Origin of the sequence: Bradyrhizobium sp. JR4.3 (genome assembly GCF_040547695.1) — a bacterium.
In the GTDB taxonomy this organism is placed as follows: domain Bacteria; phylum Pseudomonadota; class Alphaproteobacteria; order Rhizobiales; family Xanthobacteraceae; genus Bradyrhizobium; species Bradyrhizobium canariense.
Genome location: NZ_JBEPQF010000028.1, coordinates 51,815 through 71,199, shown reverse-complemented (window position 1 = coordinate 71,199; position 19,385 = coordinate 51,815). Strand labels below are relative to the sequence as shown.

Sequence of the window (19,385 nt, the reverse complement as noted above, 5' to 3'; positions counted from 1 at the left end):
CCGGTTACGGCTGCTTTAGCAGCTTCATCGGATCGGCCACCTTCTGCTTCAGCTGCTCGAAGCTGCATTGCCGCGGGGCCTTGTCGGGGCGCCAGCGCAGGATCGAGGTGCCGTGGCGAAAGCGCTCGCCGCTGAAATGGTCGTAGCAGACCTCGATCACGAGCTTCGGCCTGAGCGGACACCACTTGGCCGAGCGCTCGGTGGACCAGCGGCTCGGGCCGCCCGGCGCGTTGCCGGTGAAGCCCGGCTCGCCGATCAGCGCTTCTAGTCGGTCGGTCAGGTCAGGCTTTTCCGTCGCCTTGATCGCCGAAGTGAAGCCGACATGGTGCAGCAGGCCATCATCGTCGTAGAGCCCGAGCAGCAGCGATCCCACCACCTTGCGGCCGGCGATCTTGTTGGTGGCATAGCGGAAGCCGCCGACCACGCAATCGGCACTGCGGAATTTCTTGATCTTCTGCATGCCATCGCGATTTCCCGCCTGATAGGGCAGGTCGATGCGTTTGGCGATGACGCCGTCCGAGCCGCCGCCGGATTGCGACAGCCATTTTTTTGCAATGGCGTAGCTCGTCGTCGCCGGTGAGACGCGGAAGATGCTGCTTTTCAGATTGGCCTTGGCAAACGCTTCCAGCGCCGGTCGTCGTTCGCTCAGTGGCTGCTCGGCAAGTTGTTTCTCCCCGGCCGTCGCAAGCAGATCGAAGGTGAGATAGAGCGCCGGTGTTTCCTCCGAGAGTTTCTTCACGCGGCTTGACGCGGGATGAATGCGCTGCAGCAGCGCGTCGAAAGAAAAGCCTTTGCCCTGCGGCACGACGATCTCGCCGTCGAGTGTGAAGCGATCCGCCTTCAGCTTCAGTGCGGCGGCGACGATCTCGGGGAAATAACGCGCGAGGTCTTCACCGGATTTCGAGCGCAGATCAATGCTGCCGCCGTTGCGCGACAGCAGGCAACGGAAGCCATCCCATTTCGGCTCGTATTGCCACTCCTTGCCGCGCGGGATCGTGTCGACCGAGCGCGCCTCCATCGCCACGAGGGATGTCGATTTTCGCGCGCGTTTTGCGGGAGGAGGAGGCAACAGGCGGGACTCATCATACGCTGGACACATCCCATCAACGCAAAACGGCCGGCTTTCGCCGGCCGTTTCCAAAAATATTCTTGCGCGAGGCGGATCAGACCGCGGAGGTGATCCACTGCTGCAGCTTCGCCTTCGGCGCCGCGCCGACCTGCCGGGAGGCCATCTCGCCGCCCTTGAAGATCATCAGGGTCGGGATCGACATCACGCCGTATTTCGACGCCGTCTTCGGGCTCTCGTCGACATTGAGCTTCACGATCTTGACCTTGTCGCCCATCGCGCCGGCGATCTCGTCGAGCGCGGGTGCAATCATGCGGCAGGGGCCGCACCATTCGGCCCAGAAATCGACGACCACGGGGCCGTTTGCCTTGAGCACTTCGGCTTCGAAATCGGTGTCAGAAACCTTACCAACGGCCATGGGAGTACCTCGTACCTGAGAGAAGGGCGCGACGGGAATCGCGCCCGAGATCATGGCGTCAACCTATGAATGGCTCCTTGCCGGGTCAAGGACGCTCACACCGAGATGAAGAGATGCCAGCGCCGCGTCCAGCGCGGGAGCCGAAATCTCCATATATTCAAGGGCCTCGGTCCAGAGCAGGACGGCGCGGACCGGCTTTTGGGGATACAGCCGCGAAAGCACCGCCCGGTATAGCGCCAGCTGGCGGGCATAGGCGGCAGGCGCCGCATCGGCGCTCCTGGGAGCCGCCTGATTGGTCTTGAAATCGACGATCAGAACCTCATCCGGCCGAACGACCAGCCGGTCGATCTGCCCGGACACCAGCGCCGGGGTGCGGCCCGGCCGTTCCAGCCGGCCGACGATCGCGACCTCCGCCCGGCTGCCGGCGGCAAACACCGGCGCAAACCGTGGCTCGGCGATCAAGGCGAGCACCTTGTCGGCCAGCGCGGCGCGGTCAGCCTCCGCCCAGTCCGCGGCGTTGCGTGCCATGAAGCCGAGCGCCGCCTCGCGCCGGCGCTCGATGGCGATGTCGGGGAGCGATTGCAGCAGCCGGTGCACCAGCGTGCCGCGTTGCAGCGCGAGCGCGCGGGACTGCACTGATTCGCCCGACAGCACGGTGCGGCCTTCCCCGGACGGCTGGCCGGAGGGGCGCACCGGATCGTCTTCGATGGTCTCGGGCGGTACCGGCGTCCGCAGCCAGACCGGGAGCGCGGTCGTCTGGTCCAACGAGATCGCGGGCGTGCCCAGCGCCACGACATCCTCCGGTCGGGAGAAGCGCGTTACCTTTCCCAGCGGCGTCTCGATCGTCTCTTTCGCCAGGCCCGAGCCGGCGAGCCCGGTGTCGACCAGATCGTACCAACTCAGCTTGCGGACCGTCTTCATGTTGCCGGGCATGCAGCCGCCGACGATGAGCCGGTCGGCGGCGCGCGTCATCGCGACGTAGAGCAGGCGGCGGTATTCGTCCTCGGTCTCCTCGAGCATCGCCTTGCGGGCGTCGGCGACGGGCTTGGGATCGTCCGCCTTGCGTCCGGCCCAGACCACCACCTCGCCGCCATTGCCGCGCGGGACCTGGATCAGCCGGAGCCGCTGCGAATCCGCGGGCGACGATGTGGTGTCGACCATGAACACGACCGAGGCCTCCAGGCCCTTGGCGCCGTGCACGGTCATCACCCGCACCTCGTCGCGCGAGATCTCCATGTCGCGCTTCACCTCGGTATCGGCCGAGCGCAGCCAGGCCATGAAACCCTGCAGCGAGGCCGGGGCCTTGCGCTCGTAATTCAGCGCCAGCTCCAGGAACTCGTCGAGCGCGTCATTGGCCTCATGACCGAGCCGGCGCAGCATGCGCGCGCGTCCGCCGTCGCCCCCGAGCAGCCAGGCGTAGAAGGCGAACGGCGTCTCCTCGCGGGCTCGGGTTTCGCAGGCTTCGAGGCGTCGCAACGCCGCAGTGAATGTCTCGCTTGTCGGGGCATGTTCGCCGAGCGCGCGGCGAAGCGATCCCTTGCGGTCATGGGCCAGCTGGAACAGATCGTCGTCATCGAGCCCGAACAGCGGGCTCTTCAGCGCCACCGCGAGCGCGAGATCGTCCTGCGGCAGCAGCAGCGCGTCCGCAAGATTCATTAGGTCGATGATTCCGATGTGCTCAGTGAGCTTGAGCCGATCGGCGCCGGCGACCGGAACGTTGGCGTGCTTCAGCGCCTGGATCACGGCGTCGAACGCGTTGCCGCGGCGGCGCACCAGGATCAGCATGTCGCCATAACGCAGGGGACGCCGCTCGCCCTCGTGGCCCGTCAGCGTGCCGCTCTCGACCAGCCGCTTGATCTCGGTCTGGATCCGGCGCGCGAGCTTCACCTCGGGGCTGGTGGCGGCGACGCCGTCGAACGGCGCGCGCCAGCCCTCGATCTCCTGCCTGTCGTCGGCTTCCGCAAGGTCCCAGAGCTCGATCACGCTGGGACCTGCATCGCCGAGAGCGTTGTGCAGGGGATGACCGGTCTCGAGCGAATGGATGCTCTTGTAGATCGCGGGCTCGCGGAAGACGTGGTCCACCGAATGCAGGATCGCGGCGCCGGAGCGGAACGAATAGGTGAAGGCGACCGGATCGAATTTCAGTCCGGCCGCCGTGAACTTGCGGTGCAGCTCGCGTCGGCGTGCGTCGAACTCCCGGGGCTGAGCACCCTGAAAGGAGAAAATCGACTGCTTCTCGTCGCCGACAGCGAAGACGGTGCGATTCAGGCCTTCGCGCGCACCTTCGCCGGCGGTGAATTCCGAGATGATGTGCGCGACGATGTCCCATTGCCGCGGGCTGGTGTCCTGGGCTTCGTCGATCAGCACGTGATCGACGCCGCGGTCGAGCTTGTAATGCACCCAGCCCGAGGAAACGCGGTCGAGCATCGCCAGCGTCTTGTCGATCAAATCGTCATAGTCGAGCAGGCCGCGCTCCTGCTTCTCGCGACGGTAGTTTGCGGCGGCGGCGGTTGCGATATGCAGCAGGGCCGCGCTGCGGTCGCGCATGGTCACCGCGCGGCGCTTCTCGATCAATCCTGCCAGGCGTTGCGCCTCGTTCTCGAACAGGCGGGCGACGGATGGTTTCTGCTCGCCGAACTTCTTGGTCAGCACCGCCTTGCGCGGCAGCTTTTCGTCGGTCAGGAAGACGCAGAGATAGGCATCGACCTGCGCGGCACCGGAAAACGCCTTTGCTTCGCGGAGCCGGCTGGCCTGGTCGTTGTCGGACTTGCTGCCGTCTTCCAGCGCGAAGGCGATGTCGTCCCAGCGCGATCGCGGCAGATACGGGCCGTCGAGAATCTCCGTCTCGACATCCTCGATGCGGTCGTTTGCGTCCACGCCCAGCACGGCCGCCATCTGCGCAGCAGCGGCCTCGGCGTTGCCGGCCTCATCGGTCCAGGCCATGAAGTGGTCGCGGCTGAGACATGCCTCGCGCACGACCTCCTTGAAGGTGACGTCGGCGGCGCTCGCCATCGCGGTCTGCAGCGCGCGGCCGGTGATGCTTTCAGGGTCGCGCGCGGCCTCCAGCAGCACCTTCAGATTGGCGCGCTCCATCATGTCGGTCTGGTCGCGCTCGTCGATCACGGCAAAGCGCGCGGGGACATTGGCCTCGAACGGAAACTGCTGGAGCAGGCGCGTGCACAGCGCGTGGATGGTCTGCACCTTCAACCCGCCCGGCGTCTCCAGCGCGCAGGCGAACAGCTTGCGCGCTTCGCGCCGCAGTTTTCGGTCCGGATGGGGAACGCCGACGTCACGGATCGCCGCATCGAGCGCGGTGTCGTCGAGCGTCACCCAATGCCCGAGCGTGGTGAACACGCGCTCGGCCATATTGGCGGCGGCCGCCTTGGTGAAGGTGATGCAGAGGATCTTTTCCGGCGGCACGCCCGAGAGCAGCAGGCGGATCACGCGCTGCACCAGCACATGCGTTTTGCCCGAGCCGGCATTGGCCGACACGAAGGCCGACGCGGTCGGATCCGATGCGCGCGCCTGTCGCGCGCGCACCTCATCCGGGATGGGGCGCGGTGCCTTCACCATTCCTCGATCCCCAATCCACCGGCCGCGGACCATTCCTTGATCCGGGCGAGATCGTCATAGGCGCCGTAGCGGTTGGTCCACATCGGCAGGTTCAAGGAGGTATAGGGCTGGTTCTCGTCGTCGAAGGCGCGAATCAGCGCCTCGAGCTTGGCCCTGGCCTCAGCAGCCGCGGTGTCCGGCGGCTGCGGCTCGTCGCCTTGCCTATACTTGAGCTCGAGAACGCGCTCCTCGCCCGGCGGATTGTTGCCGCTCAGGCGAACATAGACGAGCTGGCTCACGGATGCGCCGGCGTCGATGTCGGGAAAACCGCCCTCGCGCAGGATCGCGGCTTCCAGCGTGAGCTGCGGCGACAGGCCCATGCGGACCTGCTTGCCGGTCGGTGGCTGGCCGGTCTTGTAGTCGAGGATAGCGTAGCCGCCGCCCTGGCGCCGTTCGATGCGGTCGGCGCGAGCGGAGAGACGGAAGCTGCGCCCATGGTCGAGCGGGATCGAGATTTCGCCGCGGGTTTCCGCGGCGATCGTCTCGATCGCGCCGCGCCGCGCCGTCTCCCATTCGCCGAACCAGCGCGCGATGCGCTGGAAGCGCGGCCACCACAGCGCCCGCGCCTCGGGTCGCTCCATCAGCGGCGCAAAGTGTTTTTCGCCGATCGCGCGCAGCACGCGTGAGGGATCATCTGGCAGATCGGTGGCGTAGCGTTCCGTGAACTCGCCGAGCGCATCATGGATTGCCGAGCCGCGGTCGGCGGCCGACAGCGGCATGTCGACGGGATCGAGCGCGTCGAGCCGCAAAATGTGTTTTGCGTAGATCGTATAGGGATCGCGCAGCCAGTCCTCGATCCCGGTCACAGACATCCTGAGCGGCCGGGTCGCGCGGGGCGGTCGCGGCTCGGGCTGCTTGATCGGCCTCACCTGGTCGGGCTGGTCCAGCGCGGCTGCGAACCGCACGTATTTCTCGCCCGCGCGAATCGCGGCCTTCCAGTGCGCATCGCCCGCGACCGCCTCCAACCGATGCAGGAAGCGCGAGGCGACCGCCGGCGCGCCGCCAGCCTTGGCGGAGTGGGTGAGGATGACCTCGTCGCCGCCGAGCAATTGCGCAAAATCATGCGCGGAGAGGCCGATGCGGCGTTCCGGCAGATCGAGGCCCAGCTGGTGCCGCATCGGCCGGCTCAGCCACGGATCGATGCGCGGCGCCGGTGGCCAGACCCCCTCGATCAGGCCGCCAACGATGACGCGGTCGGCCTGCATCAGGCGCGATTCCAGCGGGCCGTAGATCTGGAGCCGCGCGCCCGGCCTGTCCCGCCGGCGCACCGCGCGATCGCTGAACGCGGTCTGGAAGACGTCTGCGTAGTCGGGCAGCGTGACCATCAATCCGCTGGTCGTGCCGCCGCGCAGGAGATCGTCGAAGGCGCTCGCGAGCGCGAGGCCTTCGCGCTCCTCGAACGCCAGCGGGATGCCCTGCTCGTCGCGCGACAGCTCGATCATGATCTCGCGATGCCGATGCGCGAGTTCGGCGAAGTCATACGGTCTTGATGACGCAAGACTCTCGATCGGCGCCAAGGCTTGTCGCAAGCCATCAATCAGCACCTGAATGCGATCGAGGTCTTCCGCCTTGAGACGTGCACGCGGCTCGGCCTTATGCAGGGCGGAGACCTCGCTGCGCCACAGCTTTGCCAGCTCCTCGCGAAAGCGATTGAATTCGCGCAACAGGCCGGCGGTGCCCGGGGGCGGGCGCGTGCCGCGCAACAAAGCGAGCTCCAGGTCTTCGATCGCCGCCTTCCATGCACCAGACGCCCGGCCGATCCGGCATAGCGGATGCTTCAGCATCGCCAGCAGCGTCGGTGGCTCCAATCCCTTGGTCGCAGCCTCCGCCGTCAGTCGGGCAAAGACGCCGGCGGAGGTTTCCATCAAGACGTCGCCGCCGGAATCGTCGAAAGCGAGATCCCACCGGGTCAGCGCAGCCATCACCCGCCGCGCCAGCGCGCGATCGGGCGTGACAAGCGCCGCGGATTTGTCGAGATGCCGCGCCTCGCGCATCGCGATGGCGATGGCGAGCGCTTCCATTTCAGGGTTGGGAGCTTCGACAACCGCGAGGTTCTTCATGCCGCCGGTGATCTTCGCGGCCACATCCGGCTGCTTCAGCCGGTCGTGCCATATCTCGGTCTTGGCCGAGGGCCGCATCGATTCCGACGCCAGCAGATCGCGACCGCCTTCCGCCGGTGGCTGGAGACTATCGACGTCGCTGCGCTTGATGCCAAACCGATCCAGCAGCGCGTGCATGGCATATTGCGGATGGTTCGAGACCGGGTGCTCAGCGAACTTGCCGAGCGAATCGCGTACGCCGCCGATGCTGCGCCATGCATCGTCGTCGAGATCAGTGTCGAGGCCGGGCAGCACCACGGCGCCATGCGGCAGCGAGGCGACTGCATGGAGAAATCTTGCCGTGGCCGGCATCGAGCCGGTCGAACCGGCCGCGATCACGGGGCCTTGGTGATGCGCGGTCAGCCGCTTGGCTTCGGCATCGATCAGGAGGTCGCGGCGGGCAGCGGGCTCGATGCGTTTGATTTCGGCGAGATGACCCGGCCATGCGATGCGCGCGATACGCAAAAATTCAAGCGAGTGCTGCCAGTACCGGTCGAGCATATCAGGTACGAGGCCATCGAGCGCGCTCCAGTCGACGCCGCGCGTGACCATGTCGTCGATCAGACGCGCGAGATCGGAAGCCAGCGCCAGCGTCGAGGCGGGGCCCCCGACGACCAGCGGAGACAGCACCGGGCCCTTGGCCCAGGCCGCGACGAGCTGCGCCAGTGTCAGCCGCCGTTCGAGCTCGCCGAGCCGCGGCGGAATGTCGAGCGGCGTTGCGCCGGAAAACTGTTCGCCCTCATCGGCGAAAGCGAGCTCATCCTCGTCGATGTCGCCGAGCGCGACGATGCGCGGCAGCACGACGGCGTCCGCCTTCATCTCGTCGAGGAAGATCTCGCGGACGATTCGCATGGCGCGCCGTGTCGGCAGGTACAGCGTCGCATCCGCCAGCCGTGCCGGCTCCTTGCGCGCCTCAAAGCCGTCGACCAGCCGGCCATCGAGCAGGCTTGCGACGACGGTGCGCAGGAACGGAACTGAGATGGGAACGCTGAAAACGCGCATGAGCTGCCTGTTTCGGGAATCAGGCGCCAATATAGGGAGGCGGACTCAAATGGATATGGGTGGAGGGAGATAGTCCCCGCTGTTCGCCGGACCAGAACAGGTGCCGTAGGGTGGGCAAAGGCGCAACGCGCCGTGCCCACCATGTTTCCGCGAATTTCAGCTTAGATGGTGGGCACGCTTCGCTTTGCCCACCCTACGGAACCACGTCCGGGACACGAGAGCAGCCCTACGCCACGCTCTCCAGAAACGCCTCTTCCGCCGCGTGGACGGCATCAGGCGTGCCGACATGCATCCAGACGCCGTCGAGGCGAAGGCCGAACAGCCGCTCCTGCTCGTTGGCACGATCAAACATCTTGGTCAGCGAGAACTCGCCCGTCGGGGCGTCGGCGAAAATCGACGGCGACAGGATCGCCGCGCCGGCATAGACGAACGGAACGACCTCTTTTTCCTTGCGCTTGCGCAGGGCGCCGTCGGCCAGCATGCCGTAATCGCCGCGGCCGCTATAGCCGATGCTGGTCGCCGTCGGCGCCATCAGCAGCAAAATGTCCATGCGCTCAGGGTCGAAGTTTTCGGCGAGCCGCGTCAGGTTCGAGCGCACGCCGTCGATCCACAGCGTGTCGGAATTGACGTGAAAGAACGGTGCGTCCCCGAGCAGCGGCAGTGCCTTGACCACGCCGCCGCCGGTGCCGAGCACCTGGTTGCGCTCGTCCGAGATGGTCACGCGCGGATGCTGGCGGGATGCGGTGTGATCGATGATCTGGTCTGGCAGGTAGTGCACGTTGACCACCGCCTCGCTCACTCCGGCGTGGGCGAGCTTGTCGAGCACGTGGTCGAGCAGCGGCTGGCCGGCCACCGGAACCATCGGTTTCGGCATCTTGTCCGTCAACGGACGCATGCGCAGGCCGAACCCTGCGGCGAGCACCATGGCTTTGGTCGGTTTGACGGACATCCTTCGCTTTCTCAGACCTACTGATTTCGCGTTCGCAGCAATCCTAACACGAGGTTCGACTGACCGCACCGCGTCTTAATCGCCTTAACCACCTGCCGTGACGCTTGTACGACGGGTGTTGCCGTTACGCCCCGATGGATGTGGAACGCGTCTTTTTCTTCTTGTCGCCGAGCTTGAGAAAGTTGACGCCGATCTGGTCGCCATTGACCCAGGCGAGCTCGCAGCGTCGGTACGCAAGTCCGGTGGACGACAGCAGCAGAAAAAACTCCTTCAGATGCAGGCCTTCGACCGAGCCGTCGATGGTCAGCTTGGCGCCGCTGTCGGACACGTCCTCCATGGTGCAGTCGCGGCGCCAGGTGCCGTCGATACCCATCATCTGGGCCGCGATCCCGCGTTCGAAAACAACCCGGCTGTTGCCGCGCTGGTCCGTCTTCACCGCCATCTGCCCTGCTCCAGCCCCGTAATCATCCGGCTGCCTCGCCGCTAGATTACCGGTGTCTTGGCTAACAGCCGGTAAATCGGGCCCCGAACCAGCCTTTTCCGCCCCTGCTAGCCTTTTCAGCCTTGGGCCTCAGCCTTGGGCCGGCCTTTGGGGTGGCGGGACATTGGCGAGATACCAGTCGCGCAGATGGGCGAGCGCGGGATGCGCCAGCGAGCGCTGGAGATAGGTCCAGATCCGCGGCTGGTGACGCAGATAATGCGGCTTGCCGTCGCGGCGGTTGAGGCGGGCGAAGGTGCCGAGCAGACGCGTGTTCCGCTGCGCCGACATGATGGCGTAGAGCTCCGCGAAGCCGGCCGCGTCGAAGCTCGCGGCGCTGGCGCGGCGCGCCTTGATGTAGCGCGACAGCAGCGTCAGTTCGATCGCCTCGGGCACATCGATGCGGGCGTCCTGGAGCAGCGATACCACGTCGTAGGATTGCGGCCCCAGCACGGTGTCCTGGAAATCGATCACGCCGACGCGTTCGATGCCGGTGCGATTCCCGAGCCAGATCAGGTTCGGCGAGTGATAGTCGCGGATGATCCACGTCTTCGGCGAGGACTGCGGCTTCTGCAGCAGCTCGCGCCACATCGCGAAAAATTCGGCGCGCTTCCCGTCGTCCAGCGGCGCGTTGCGATCGGGCAGGTACCATTCCGGCATCAACCCAATTTCGGTCATCAGTGCCTCGGTATCGAAGACGGGAATGGCGTAGGTCTGTCCCCCGAGCGGCAGCGTCTCCGGCAGCGTCTTGCCGTGCAGCACGGCTAGCAAATCGACGGCGGCTTCGTAGCGTTCGGTGATCGGGCGGGGCGGATCGCCCTCAATCACGCCTTCGCTGCCGAAGTCTTCGCTGATCAGGAATCCGTGGTCGAGGTCGGAATGATGGATCGCGGGCGCGGAGATTCCCTGCGCGCGCAGGCCCTCGTCGATGGCGACGAAGGGTTTGATGTTTTCGGCGAGATGCACCGCGGCGCTGTAGGATTTTCCGTTGTACATCGCAGCGCCATCCGGGCGCTGCGGCGAGTTCATGAGGATGACGATCTCGTCGTCGCGCAGCAGCCGCGCATAGGAGCGCGTCGAGGCGTCGCCTGCCATCCGCTTGCGCGTTGCTTCCATGTAGCCGGATGCATCGAGGAATTCTCGCAGCGCCTTTAGCCGCGCGACGATGGCGGCAGCCTTGCCATTGCCGGTGATGTCGGCGGCGCGTGCGTTCGAGCCCAGTGCCGGCCGGTGCGTCAGCGCGATGTCGATGCGGTCTTGAGGCATCGCCGAGGGCGCGCGCTCCGGCCATTCGATCAGGACGAGGGTTGCTTCCGGCAGCGGCGACAGCCCGATCTCTTCGAGCTCGCTCTCGTCCTCGACGCGGTAGAGGTCGGCATGCATCACCGGGAATGGCGGCAGCTCGTAGCCCTGCACCAACGTGAAGGTCGGGCTCGGCACTTCCAGTGCATCGTCGCCGGCGAGGTAGCGGATCATGGCCCGCGCCGCCGCGGTCTTGCCGGCCCCGAGATCGCCGGTGAGCGTGATGACGTCGCCGGGGCCGACCAGCAGCGCGAGGTCGGCCATCAGTTGCGCAGTGGCCGTCTCGTTGTGGAGCGCGACGGAGAATGTGGCTGGCGCAGTCATTCGGCGGCGTCGCGATGCGCCGCCTGGTCGGTCGGGAAATCACAGATCACGACCGTGCCCCTGCCCACGATCGAATCGACCCGGATGTTGCCGCCATGCAGCTCGACGAAGGAGCGCACCAGCGACAGGCCGAGCCCGGCGCCGCGATGACGCGAGCCCTGCGAGCGGCTCTCGAACCAGTTGAACACCTTGTCCTTCATGTCGGCAGGTATTCCAGGCCCGGAATCTGTCACCGTGAAGACCACACTGCGTTCGGTGCGGCGGGCGCTGATGCCGACGGTGGAATCCGGTGGAGAAAACCCGACGGCATTGGCAAGGAGGTTATAGAGCACCTGCACCACGCGCTTCTCGTCGCCGGTGAAGCTGCCGACATCGGGCGCGATCTCGACCTTGAGGCGGATGCGGTCGGTGGCGAGCCGGTCCTGGAGACCCTCGGCGGCGAGCTCGATGGTCTTGCTGACGTCGACCGGGCCGAGTTCCAGCTTCATGGCGCCGGCGTCGATGGTGGCGAGATCCAGGATGTTGTTGGTCAGCGCCAGCAGCGCATTGGTCGATTTGGTGACGTAGTCGAGATATTCGGCCTGTTTCGGCGTCAGCGGCCCGGTCGAGGGATCGCTGAGGAAATGCGCGAAGCCGATGATGGTGGTGAGCGGCGAGCGCAGCTCGTAGGAGACGTGGTGGACGAAATCCACCTTCATCTGGTCGGCGGCCTCCAGCGCCTCGTTGCGCTCGCGCAGCGCGCGCTCGACGTTCTCGGTGTCGGTGATGTCCTGGAACGTCAGCATCGTGGCGCCGTCGTGCAGGGGCCTGATCATGCCGTCGAGCACGCTGCCGTCCTTGCGCTCCAGCTTCAGCGGAACGTCGGCGCGGCTCTCGATCGAGGTGACGGCCTCGCGGATCTGCCGCCAGACGATCGCGTCGTCGAACAGCTGATGGCACCAGCCCTCGACGGTCTGGATGTGCGGCTCGTCGCGCATGGCGTCAGCGGACAGCTTCCACATCCGGACGAAGGCCGGGTTGAACAGCTGCGCCTTGCCGTTGCTGCCGAACACCGCGACGCCCTCGGCGAGGCTGTCCAGCGTCTCGCGCTGGACCCGGATCATGCCGTCGAAGCGGCGGGCAAGCTCGAGGCTCTCGGTGACGTCGTCGAACAGATAAGTGACGCCGCCTTCGGGATTCGGCGTGGTGACGACGGAGAGCGCGCGCCCATCGGGCAGGTACCAGGTGTCCTTGGCAGCCTCGACCGCGCGATAGGCCTCGTGCAGCTTCGCCTTCCAGGCGCGGAAGTCCGGCTGTTCCGGCAATTTGCGCGCGGCGCGGAGCTTGTCGAGCACGCTGGAATCATCAGGGTTGGCGTCGAGGAAGGTGCGGTCGAGGTCCCACAGCTGGCGGTAGGAATCATTGTAGAAGGCAAGCCGGCGCTGGCCGTCGAACACGGCAACGCCGGAGGAGAGCTGGTCGAGCGTGCGGCGATGCGCCTCCGCCATGCGTACCAGCGCCGAGCTCAACGCATCCGCCTCGCTGGCATCGATGGCGACGCCGACATTGCCGCCGCCGACATTGACGGCGCGCACGTCATAGATGCGCCGCTCGCCGCCGATCACGATCGGCAGGCGCGAGGTGAAATTGGCCGCTTCCTTTAGCCCCCGCTCCATCGCGGTCCGGTCGGCGCTGTCGAGCAGTTCGAGCTTGCGCTCCTGGGCGTCGGTGATGCTGGCCGCCTCGGTCGCACGGACATAGGCGGGGTTGGCGTAAGCCAGCGCGCCGTTCTCGCCCTTGGCCCAGATCGGCCAGGGTGCGGCGGTCGCGAAGCCGCGCAGCATTTCCGTCTCGTCGGAAAGGGCCTTGTAACGCAGATTGGTCTCGGCCAGATCGCGGCGGAGCCCTGAGAGCTCGCGAATCCTGACGATGGCCTGGCCGCCGATGGCGCGGCCGATAGCCTCCAGCGTGTGGCCATGCGCGGTGGTGAGCGTCAGCTGGAACCCGTCGCCGCGGTCGCGCAGCGCATCGACGGCGTGATCCATCCGGAGCGCCGGTTCCGGCGGCAACCAGGTTCCAAACGCGAGCACGCGCTGTGGAGAGGAGTCGCGCGGCAGCACCATGGAGATGTCACCGGAGATCTGCGCGCGATTGTCGCCGGCCGGCCAGGAGATCAGGATCTGCGGCTCGGCGAACAGCAGTGCGCCGAAGCGGTCGGCCTGGAGCTGGAGTTCCCCGATCCGGGCGCGCAGCCGCGCCTCGTTCCTCGCCGTGCGCACGCGCGTGCGCATCAGGAGGATCGCGGCGACCACCGAGAAGCCGAGCAAGGCCAGCGCGGTGGCCAGCACCGCGAGCTCCTGCCGGTTGAAATCCAGCAATGCTGAGAGTGTGTCGACGAGGTCGGCGGCCTCAGCCGGCGCAGCCGGCAGCAGCGCTGCGAGAGCGCTTCCCAACAAGCCGTTGCGCACGAGCGATGTGCACGACAGCAGCGTCCGACGCATCGACACGATCACGCCTGACATAGTTGCCCCAAGATCGCACGAATTTGCGCGCGGCGACCCCCGTCGCGCGCGAATCAAACGACAATACCCTCACCGTGACTCCACCGGTAAGAGTCCAGACCGTGAACGCAACGGCGACCCCAAAAAAATGCGGGGCGCGGTGTTCCAATTCACGTAGTTCCTCGGGTGATTCGAGTGGAATTGCCGTGTGATCGCGCGTCATGCGGAGCTTACCGCGAAGCCGGTGCGCTCCCTCCCCCGCTCGCGGGGGAGGGTTGGGGAGAGGGTATCTCGGCAACGGGACAATCCCCCAGAGGATAGAACCCTCACCCGCGCCTTCGGCGCGACCTCTCCCGCAAGCAAGCGGGAGAGGTGCACCCAACACTCACCCCGTCTTAGCGGCCGGTCGAGCCGAATCCGCCGGCACCGCGGTCGGTCGCGGACAGGGTCGCCACGGGAACCAGCGCGGCCTGCACCATTGGCGCGATCACCATCTGCGCGATGCGCTCGCCGCGCTTGACCACGAAGGCGGTCTGGCCGTGGTTGATCAGGATCACCTTGATCTCGCCGCGATAGTCCGCGTCGATCGTGCCCGGTGAGTTCAGCACGGTGACGCCGTGCTTGGCGGCAAGGCCGGAACGCGGCCGCACCTGCGCCTCGTACCCGGGCGGCAACGCTATCGCGAGGCCCGTCGGCACCAGCGCGTATTGGCCGGGCGCGAGCGTCAGCGGCTCGTTCTCGGGCACCGCCGCCATGAGGTCGAGACCGGCGGCATCATTGGTCTGGTAGGCCGGCAGCGGCAGCCCTTCCGCATGGGGCAGGCGCTGCAGTTCGACGGTGACTTTGGTGCTCAAGATGCGGGCTCCCGGGATTTGCCGGTCACGCTCTTTGCGATATGCGCGACCAGTTCAATGGCGACCTGTTCCTTGGTCATCGCCGGCCAGGAATCAACTGCAATCTCGCCGTTATCGGCACCATTGTTGCGGCTGATGAGGTGCACGGTGTTGCGGTCCCCGCCCATCACGCCGGTTGCGGGAGAGACGTCGTTGGCGACAATCCAATCGCAGCCCTTGCGGGCAAGCTTCGACTTCGCGTTGTCGATGAGGTGCTCGGTCTCGGCGGCAAAGCCGATCACCAGTGGCGGACGCTTGTCGGTCAGTTTCGAGATCGTCGCGAGGATATCGGGGTTCTCGACCAGCTGGAGCGGCGGCATGCCGGCCGAGGTCTTCTTCAGCTTCTGCTCGCCTTCATTGACGACCCGCCAGTCGGCGACGGCGGCGGCGAAGATCGCGATGTCAGCGGGCAGCGCGGCCTGCACCTGCTCCAGCATCTGCCGTGCCGATTCCACATGCTTGATCGTCACGCCCTGGAGATCGCGAAGCTCGACCGGGCCGCTGACCAGGATCACCTCGGCGCCCGCAGCCTGTGCGGCAGCAGCGATCGCAAAGCCCTGCTTGCCGGAGGATCGGTTCGCGATGTAGCGCACCGGATCGATCGGCTCGTGCGTCGGACCTGCAGTGATCAGCACGCGCTTGCCGGCGAGTGGGCGCGGCACCGGCGGCCGCAGCAGCCGCTCGGCGGCAGTCGCGATCTCGATCGCCTCGGACATGCGGCCAACGCCGGCTTCACCCGCTTCGGCCATCTCTCCGGAATTCGGCCCGATCAACATGATGCCGTCACGTTGAAGCTGCGCGACATTGCGCCGCGTCGCCGCGTTGTTCCACATCAGCGGATTCATGGCCGGCGCGAGCAGGACCTTGCGGTTGGTCGCGAGCAGGATGGCGCTGGCGAGATCGTCGGCATGGCCGTTGGCCATCTTGGCCATCAAATCCGCGGTCGCAGGCGCCACCACGATCAGGTCGCACTCCCGCGCCAGCCGGATATGACCGGCGTCGAACTCGCTCTGGGGATCGAACAGGTCGGTGTAGACGCGCTCATGCGAGAGCGCGCTCACGGCCAGCGCCGTGACGAATTGCTGCGCCGCCTTGGTCAGCACGCAGCGGACCTCGATCCGCCGCTCCTTGAGCCTTCGGATCAGGTCGAGCGATTTGTACGCCGCGATCCCGCCGCCGATGATCAGGGTGACGCTGGCTTCTGGAACGGCGCCGGTGCGTTGAGGAATCGGGGTGGTGAAGGCCGCAGGCGGCGCCGTGAACGGCGTCAGGGGCTCCTCACGGCCTTCGATCAGCTCCCCAAGGATGACCCGGACCTCTTCCTCGACCGACCTGCGGTTCTTGGCCGAGCGCAGCCTGAGGTAAGTTTTGATGCCTTCATCGAGCTTGCGAATGGTCAGGCTCGCCATGACGCCCCTCCAGCACAAATGATAGCGATGCTATCATTTATGTGATTGCACTGCAATCAAAGATTCCGGACGGCGATCAGGATGCCGATGAAGGTCGCGGCAATGATCCAGAGCGCCACGGTGCGCCAACGGTTCTTGCGGCCCTCGCTGCGGCCCATCGCCGCGATGCTCTCCGGCGACAGCCGGATGCCCTCCCGGGTCATGGTCTCCAGCTGTTCGAGCACCGCAACCGAGCGCTCGGCGATGTCAGGCAGACGCATCAGGATGCGCGCGAGATCGCCGGTCCCGGAGATCGCGCCCTGGACCCGGCCGATCGGGCCGAGATTGCGCTCGATCCATTCCCGCACCACGGGGTCGGCGACCTTCCAGATGTCGAGCTTGGGATCGAAGCCGCGTGCCACGCCCTCGACCACCACCATGGTTTTCTGGAGCAGGATCAGCTCGGGCCGCGTGGTCATGTCGAACAGGCCGGTGACCTCGAGCAGCAGCGTCAGCAGCCGCGCCATCGAGATCTCTTCCGCCGTGCGGTTGTGAATGGGCTCGCCGATGGCGCGGATCGCTTGCGCGAAGTTCTCGACCGAGTGATGCGCGGGCACATAGCCGGCCTCGAAATGCACTTCCGCGACGCGGCGATAGTCGCGGGTGATGAAGCCGAGCAGGATTTCGGCGAGGAAGCGCCGCTCCTTCATGCCGAGCCGGCCCATGATGCCGAAATCAACCGCGACGAGGCGACCCGCGTCATCCAGGAACAGATTGCCCGGGTGCATGTCGGCATGGAAGAAGCCGTCGCGCAGCGCGTGGCGCAGGAAGCTCTGAATCACCTTGCGGCCGAGATCGGGCAAGTCGACCTGCGATTCTGCCAGGCGCTTGTGATCGTTCAGCGCGATGCCGTCGATCCATTCCATCGTCAGCACGTTATGCGTGGTACGGTCCCAATCGACGGTCGGTACGCGGAAATCAGGATCGTCGCGCGTGTTCTCCGCCATCTCCGACAGCGCCGCGGCCTCGAGGCGCAGGTCCATCTCCATCGCGACCGAACGCGACATGGTGTTGATGACTTCGATGAGGCGCAGGCGCCGCGCCTCGGACGAATAGGATTCGGCCTTGTATGCGACGAAGAAGAAGTCGGAGAGGTCGCGGCGGAAGCGTGCGGCCACGTTGGGCCGCAGCACTTTCACGGCGACCGCCTTGCGGATGCCGTCGCGCAGGACTTCTCCGCGATGCACCTGTGCGATCGAGGCGGCTGCGACCGGCGCACTGAGGCTCGCGAACACATCGGTCAGCGGCCGTTCCAGCGAGGTCGCGATCACAGCTTCCGCTTCGGCTTGCGAGAACGGCGGCAGGCGGTCCTGAAGGCTTTCGAGGTCGCGCGCCATGATGACGCCGACGACGTCGGGGCGGGTCGCCAGAAATTGCCCAAGCTTGAGATAGGCCGGGCCCATCCGGGTCAGCGCGCGCGACAGCCGCGGGCCGTGCTTCGGGCCGCGCCGCTCGATGATGCGTGCAAGCTTCAGCGCGAGCTGCCCGGGCGGCGGCACCAGGCTCGGATCGACGGCGCCGAACACGCCCTCGCGCGCAAAGACGAACGCGGCGCGCATCAGGCGCGCACTATGGGTTATGGCAGAGATCACAAACGCCAGCCCGAATGCAGTGCGACGATGCCGCCGGACAATATCTGCCAGTTCACGCGGGCGAAGCCGGCGTCACGGATCATGTCGGCGAAGGCGTTGGGTCTTGGAAACTTGCGGATCGACTCGACCAGATATTGGTAGGACTCGGCGTCACCCGTGATCATGCGCCCGAGCGGCGGGATCACCTTGAACGAGAACAGGTCATAAAGGCGATCCAGCCCGGGCATCTCGACGGTGGAGAATTCCAGGCAGAGGAAGCGGCTGCCTGGCTTGAGCACGCGATAGGCTTCGGCCAACGCGAGATCGATCCGCGGCACATTGCGAATGCCGAAAGCGATCGTATATGCGTCGAAGCTGCGGTCGGCGAAAGCGAGCGCTTCGGCATTGCCTTCGACGAAATCGACCTGGGTCTCGAGATGCCGCTTGGCGGCGCGCTCGCGGCCTACCTCCAGCATCCCGGAATTGATGTCGCAGACGGTGGCATGGAAGCCGGGGCCTGCGGCGTTGGCGGCGCGGAAGGAGATGTCGCCGGTGCCGCCGGCGACGTCGAGCAGCGCGAACGGCCGGTCGCCTCGCGGCGGGTCGAGCGCGGTGATCATGATGTCCTTCCAGACCCGATGCAGGCCGCCGGACATCAAATCGTTCATCAAATCATAGCGCGACGCCACGCTGTGAAACACGTCGTTCACCAGCGTCTGCTTGTCGCCCAGGGGCACGTCCCTGAAGCCAAAATGCGTGGTTTCGCCCGGCCGATCCATTACTCTACTCCACGAGGCGGACCATAGCGCGCCCGCCGCAATGGCGCTATCACACCGCCCTCATAAGGTGAATGCCTGACCATGCCCGAATTGCCCGAGGTCGAGACCGTCCGCCGCGGCCTTCAGCCTGTCATGGAGGGCGCAAAAATCCTGGTCGCGGAGGCCCGCAGGCCCGATTTGCGCTTTCCCTTCCAGCCGGATTTCGTGGCCCGACTGAAGGGGCAGGTCGTCACGGGGCTCGGCCGCCGTGCAAAATATCTCATGGCCGATCTCGCCTCCGGCGACGTGCTGTTGATGCATCTGGGCATGTCGGGCTCGTTTCGCGTCATCAAGCCGGACAACGAGGTAGCGCCCGGCGAGTTTCACTATCCGCGAGCCAAGGACTCCACGCACGATCACGTGCTGTTTCGGATGTCCTCCGGCGCCGACATCATCTTCAACGATCCGCGCCGCTTCGGTTACATGAAAGTGATCGCGCGCAGTGCGCTCGACGACGAGCCACTGCTGCGCGGGCTCGGCCCCGAGCCGCTCGGCAACGAATTCGACGCTGCGATGCTGGCGCGATCCTGCGCAGGCAAGACCACGAGCCTGAAAGCCGCGTTGCTCGATCAGCGCGTGGTCGCCGGGCTCGGTAATATCTATGTCTGCGAAGCCCTGCATCGCTCGCATCTGTCGCCGCGCCGGATCGCGGCGACACTCTCGACCAAGAAGGGCGAGACGACGGACCACGCAAAGCGATTGGTCGGCGCGATCCACACCGTGCTGAACGATGCGATCAAAGCCGGCGGATCGTCATTGCGCGACCACCGCCAGACCTCGGGCGAGCTCGGCTATTTCCAGCACTCGTTCAAGGTCTATGACCGCGAGGGCGAGAAATGCACCACGCCGCGATGCGGCGGCATCGTCAAGCGTTTCACGCAGAACGGCCGGTCGACCTTCTGGTGTCCGAAATGTCAGAAATAGC

13 protein-coding genes are annotated in these 19,385 nt (G+C 66.1%); 1 reads left to right on the top strand and 12 read right to left on the bottom strand.

Annotation, left to right across the window (positions count from 1 at the left end):
* Positions 1–4 precede the first annotated feature (4 nt).
* From ABIB91_RS31935 to ubiE, 12 genes are all read right to left on the bottom strand, one after another.
* Positions 5–1,018, bottom strand: coding sequence for an ATP-dependent DNA ligase (locus ABIB91_RS31935; RefSeq protein WP_354170470.1), 1,014 nt, complete (start codon positions 1,016–1,018; stop codon positions 5–7).
* 145 nt (positions 1,019–1,163) lie between these two features.
* Complete coding sequence (trxA, locus tag ABIB91_RS31930; protein ID WP_007598398.1) at positions 1,164–1,484, bottom strand: thioredoxin; 321 nt, start codon at positions 1,482–1,484, stop codon at positions 1,164–1,166.
* A gap of 63 nt (positions 1,485–1,547) precedes the next feature.
* On the bottom strand, positions 1,548–5,057 hold the full coding sequence (addA, locus tag ABIB91_RS31925; protein WP_354170394.1) for a double-strand break repair helicase AddA: 3,510 nt from the start codon (positions 5,055–5,057) through the stop codon (positions 1,548–1,550).
* Positions 5,051–8,197, bottom strand: coding sequence for a double-strand break repair protein AddB (gene addB / locus ABIB91_RS31920; protein WP_354170396.1), 3,147 nt, complete (start codon positions 8,195–8,197; stop codon positions 5,051–5,053). Before addB ends, addA begins: the two co-directional genes overlap by 7 nt.
* A 226-nt stretch (positions 8,198–8,423) precedes the next feature.
* Positions 8,424–9,146, bottom strand: coding sequence for a nucleotidyltransferase family protein (locus tag ABIB91_RS31915; protein WP_007598395.1), 723 nt, complete (start codon positions 9,144–9,146; stop codon positions 8,424–8,426).
* Between the two features lie 124 nt (positions 9,147–9,270).
* Positions 9,271–9,588 carry a PilZ domain-containing protein gene (locus ABIB91_RS31910; RefSeq protein WP_007598394.1) on the bottom strand — a complete coding sequence of 106 codons (318 nt, stop codon included), beginning with the start codon at positions 9,586–9,588 and terminating at the stop codon, positions 9,271–9,273.
* A 129-nt stretch (positions 9,589–9,717) separates the two neighbouring features.
* Positions 9,718–11,250, bottom strand: a complete 1,533-nt coding sequence (gene tsaE / locus ABIB91_RS31905) for a tRNA (adenosine(37)-N6)-threonylcarbamoyltransferase complex ATPase subunit type 1 TsaE (RefSeq protein ID WP_354170399.1) — start codon at positions 11,248–11,250, stop codon at positions 9,718–9,720.
* Positions 11,247–13,751, bottom strand: a complete 2,505-nt coding sequence (locus ABIB91_RS31900) for a sensor histidine kinase (RefSeq protein WP_354170401.1) — start codon at positions 13,749–13,751, stop codon at positions 11,247–11,249. Before ABIB91_RS31900 ends, tsaE begins: the two co-directional genes overlap by 4 nt.
* A gap of 374 nt (positions 13,752–14,125) precedes the next feature.
* Positions 14,126–14,584 carry a dUTP diphosphatase gene (dut, locus tag ABIB91_RS31895; RefSeq protein ID WP_354170403.1) on the bottom strand — a complete coding sequence of 153 codons (459 nt, stop codon included), beginning with the start codon at positions 14,582–14,584 and terminating at the stop codon, positions 14,126–14,128.
* Positions 14,581–16,032, bottom strand: a complete 1,452-nt coding sequence (gene coaBC / locus ABIB91_RS31890; protein ID WP_354170405.1) for a bifunctional phosphopantothenoylcysteine decarboxylase/phosphopantothenate--cysteine ligase CoaBC — start codon at positions 16,030–16,032, stop codon at positions 14,581–14,583. Before coaBC ends, dut begins: the two co-directional genes overlap by 4 nt.
* A gap of 56 nt (positions 16,033–16,088) precedes the next feature.
* Complete coding sequence (ubiB, locus tag ABIB91_RS31885; RefSeq protein ID WP_007598375.1) at positions 16,089–17,663, bottom strand: 2-polyprenylphenol 6-hydroxylase; 1,575 nt, start codon at positions 17,661–17,663, stop codon at positions 16,089–16,091.
* A complete protein-coding gene (ubiE, locus tag ABIB91_RS31880; RefSeq protein WP_007598374.1) occupies positions 17,660–18,421 on the bottom strand; it encodes a bifunctional demethylmenaquinone methyltransferase/2-methoxy-6-polyprenyl-1,4-benzoquinol methylase UbiE in 762 nt (253 codons plus the stop codon). The genes ubiB and ubiE overlap by 4 nt, the downstream gene beginning before the upstream one ends.
* 81 nt (positions 18,422–18,502) lie before the next feature.
* Here ubiE and mutM point away from each other — a divergent pair, with 81 nt between their 5' ends.
* Positions 18,503–19,384 (top strand): bifunctional DNA-formamidopyrimidine glycosylase/DNA-(apurinic or apyrimidinic site) lyase, encoded by an 882-nt coding sequence (mutM, locus tag ABIB91_RS31875; RefSeq protein WP_007598373.1) that lies wholly within the window; start codon positions 18,503–18,505, stop codon positions 19,382–19,384.
* Position 19,385: the final 1 nt, after the last annotated feature.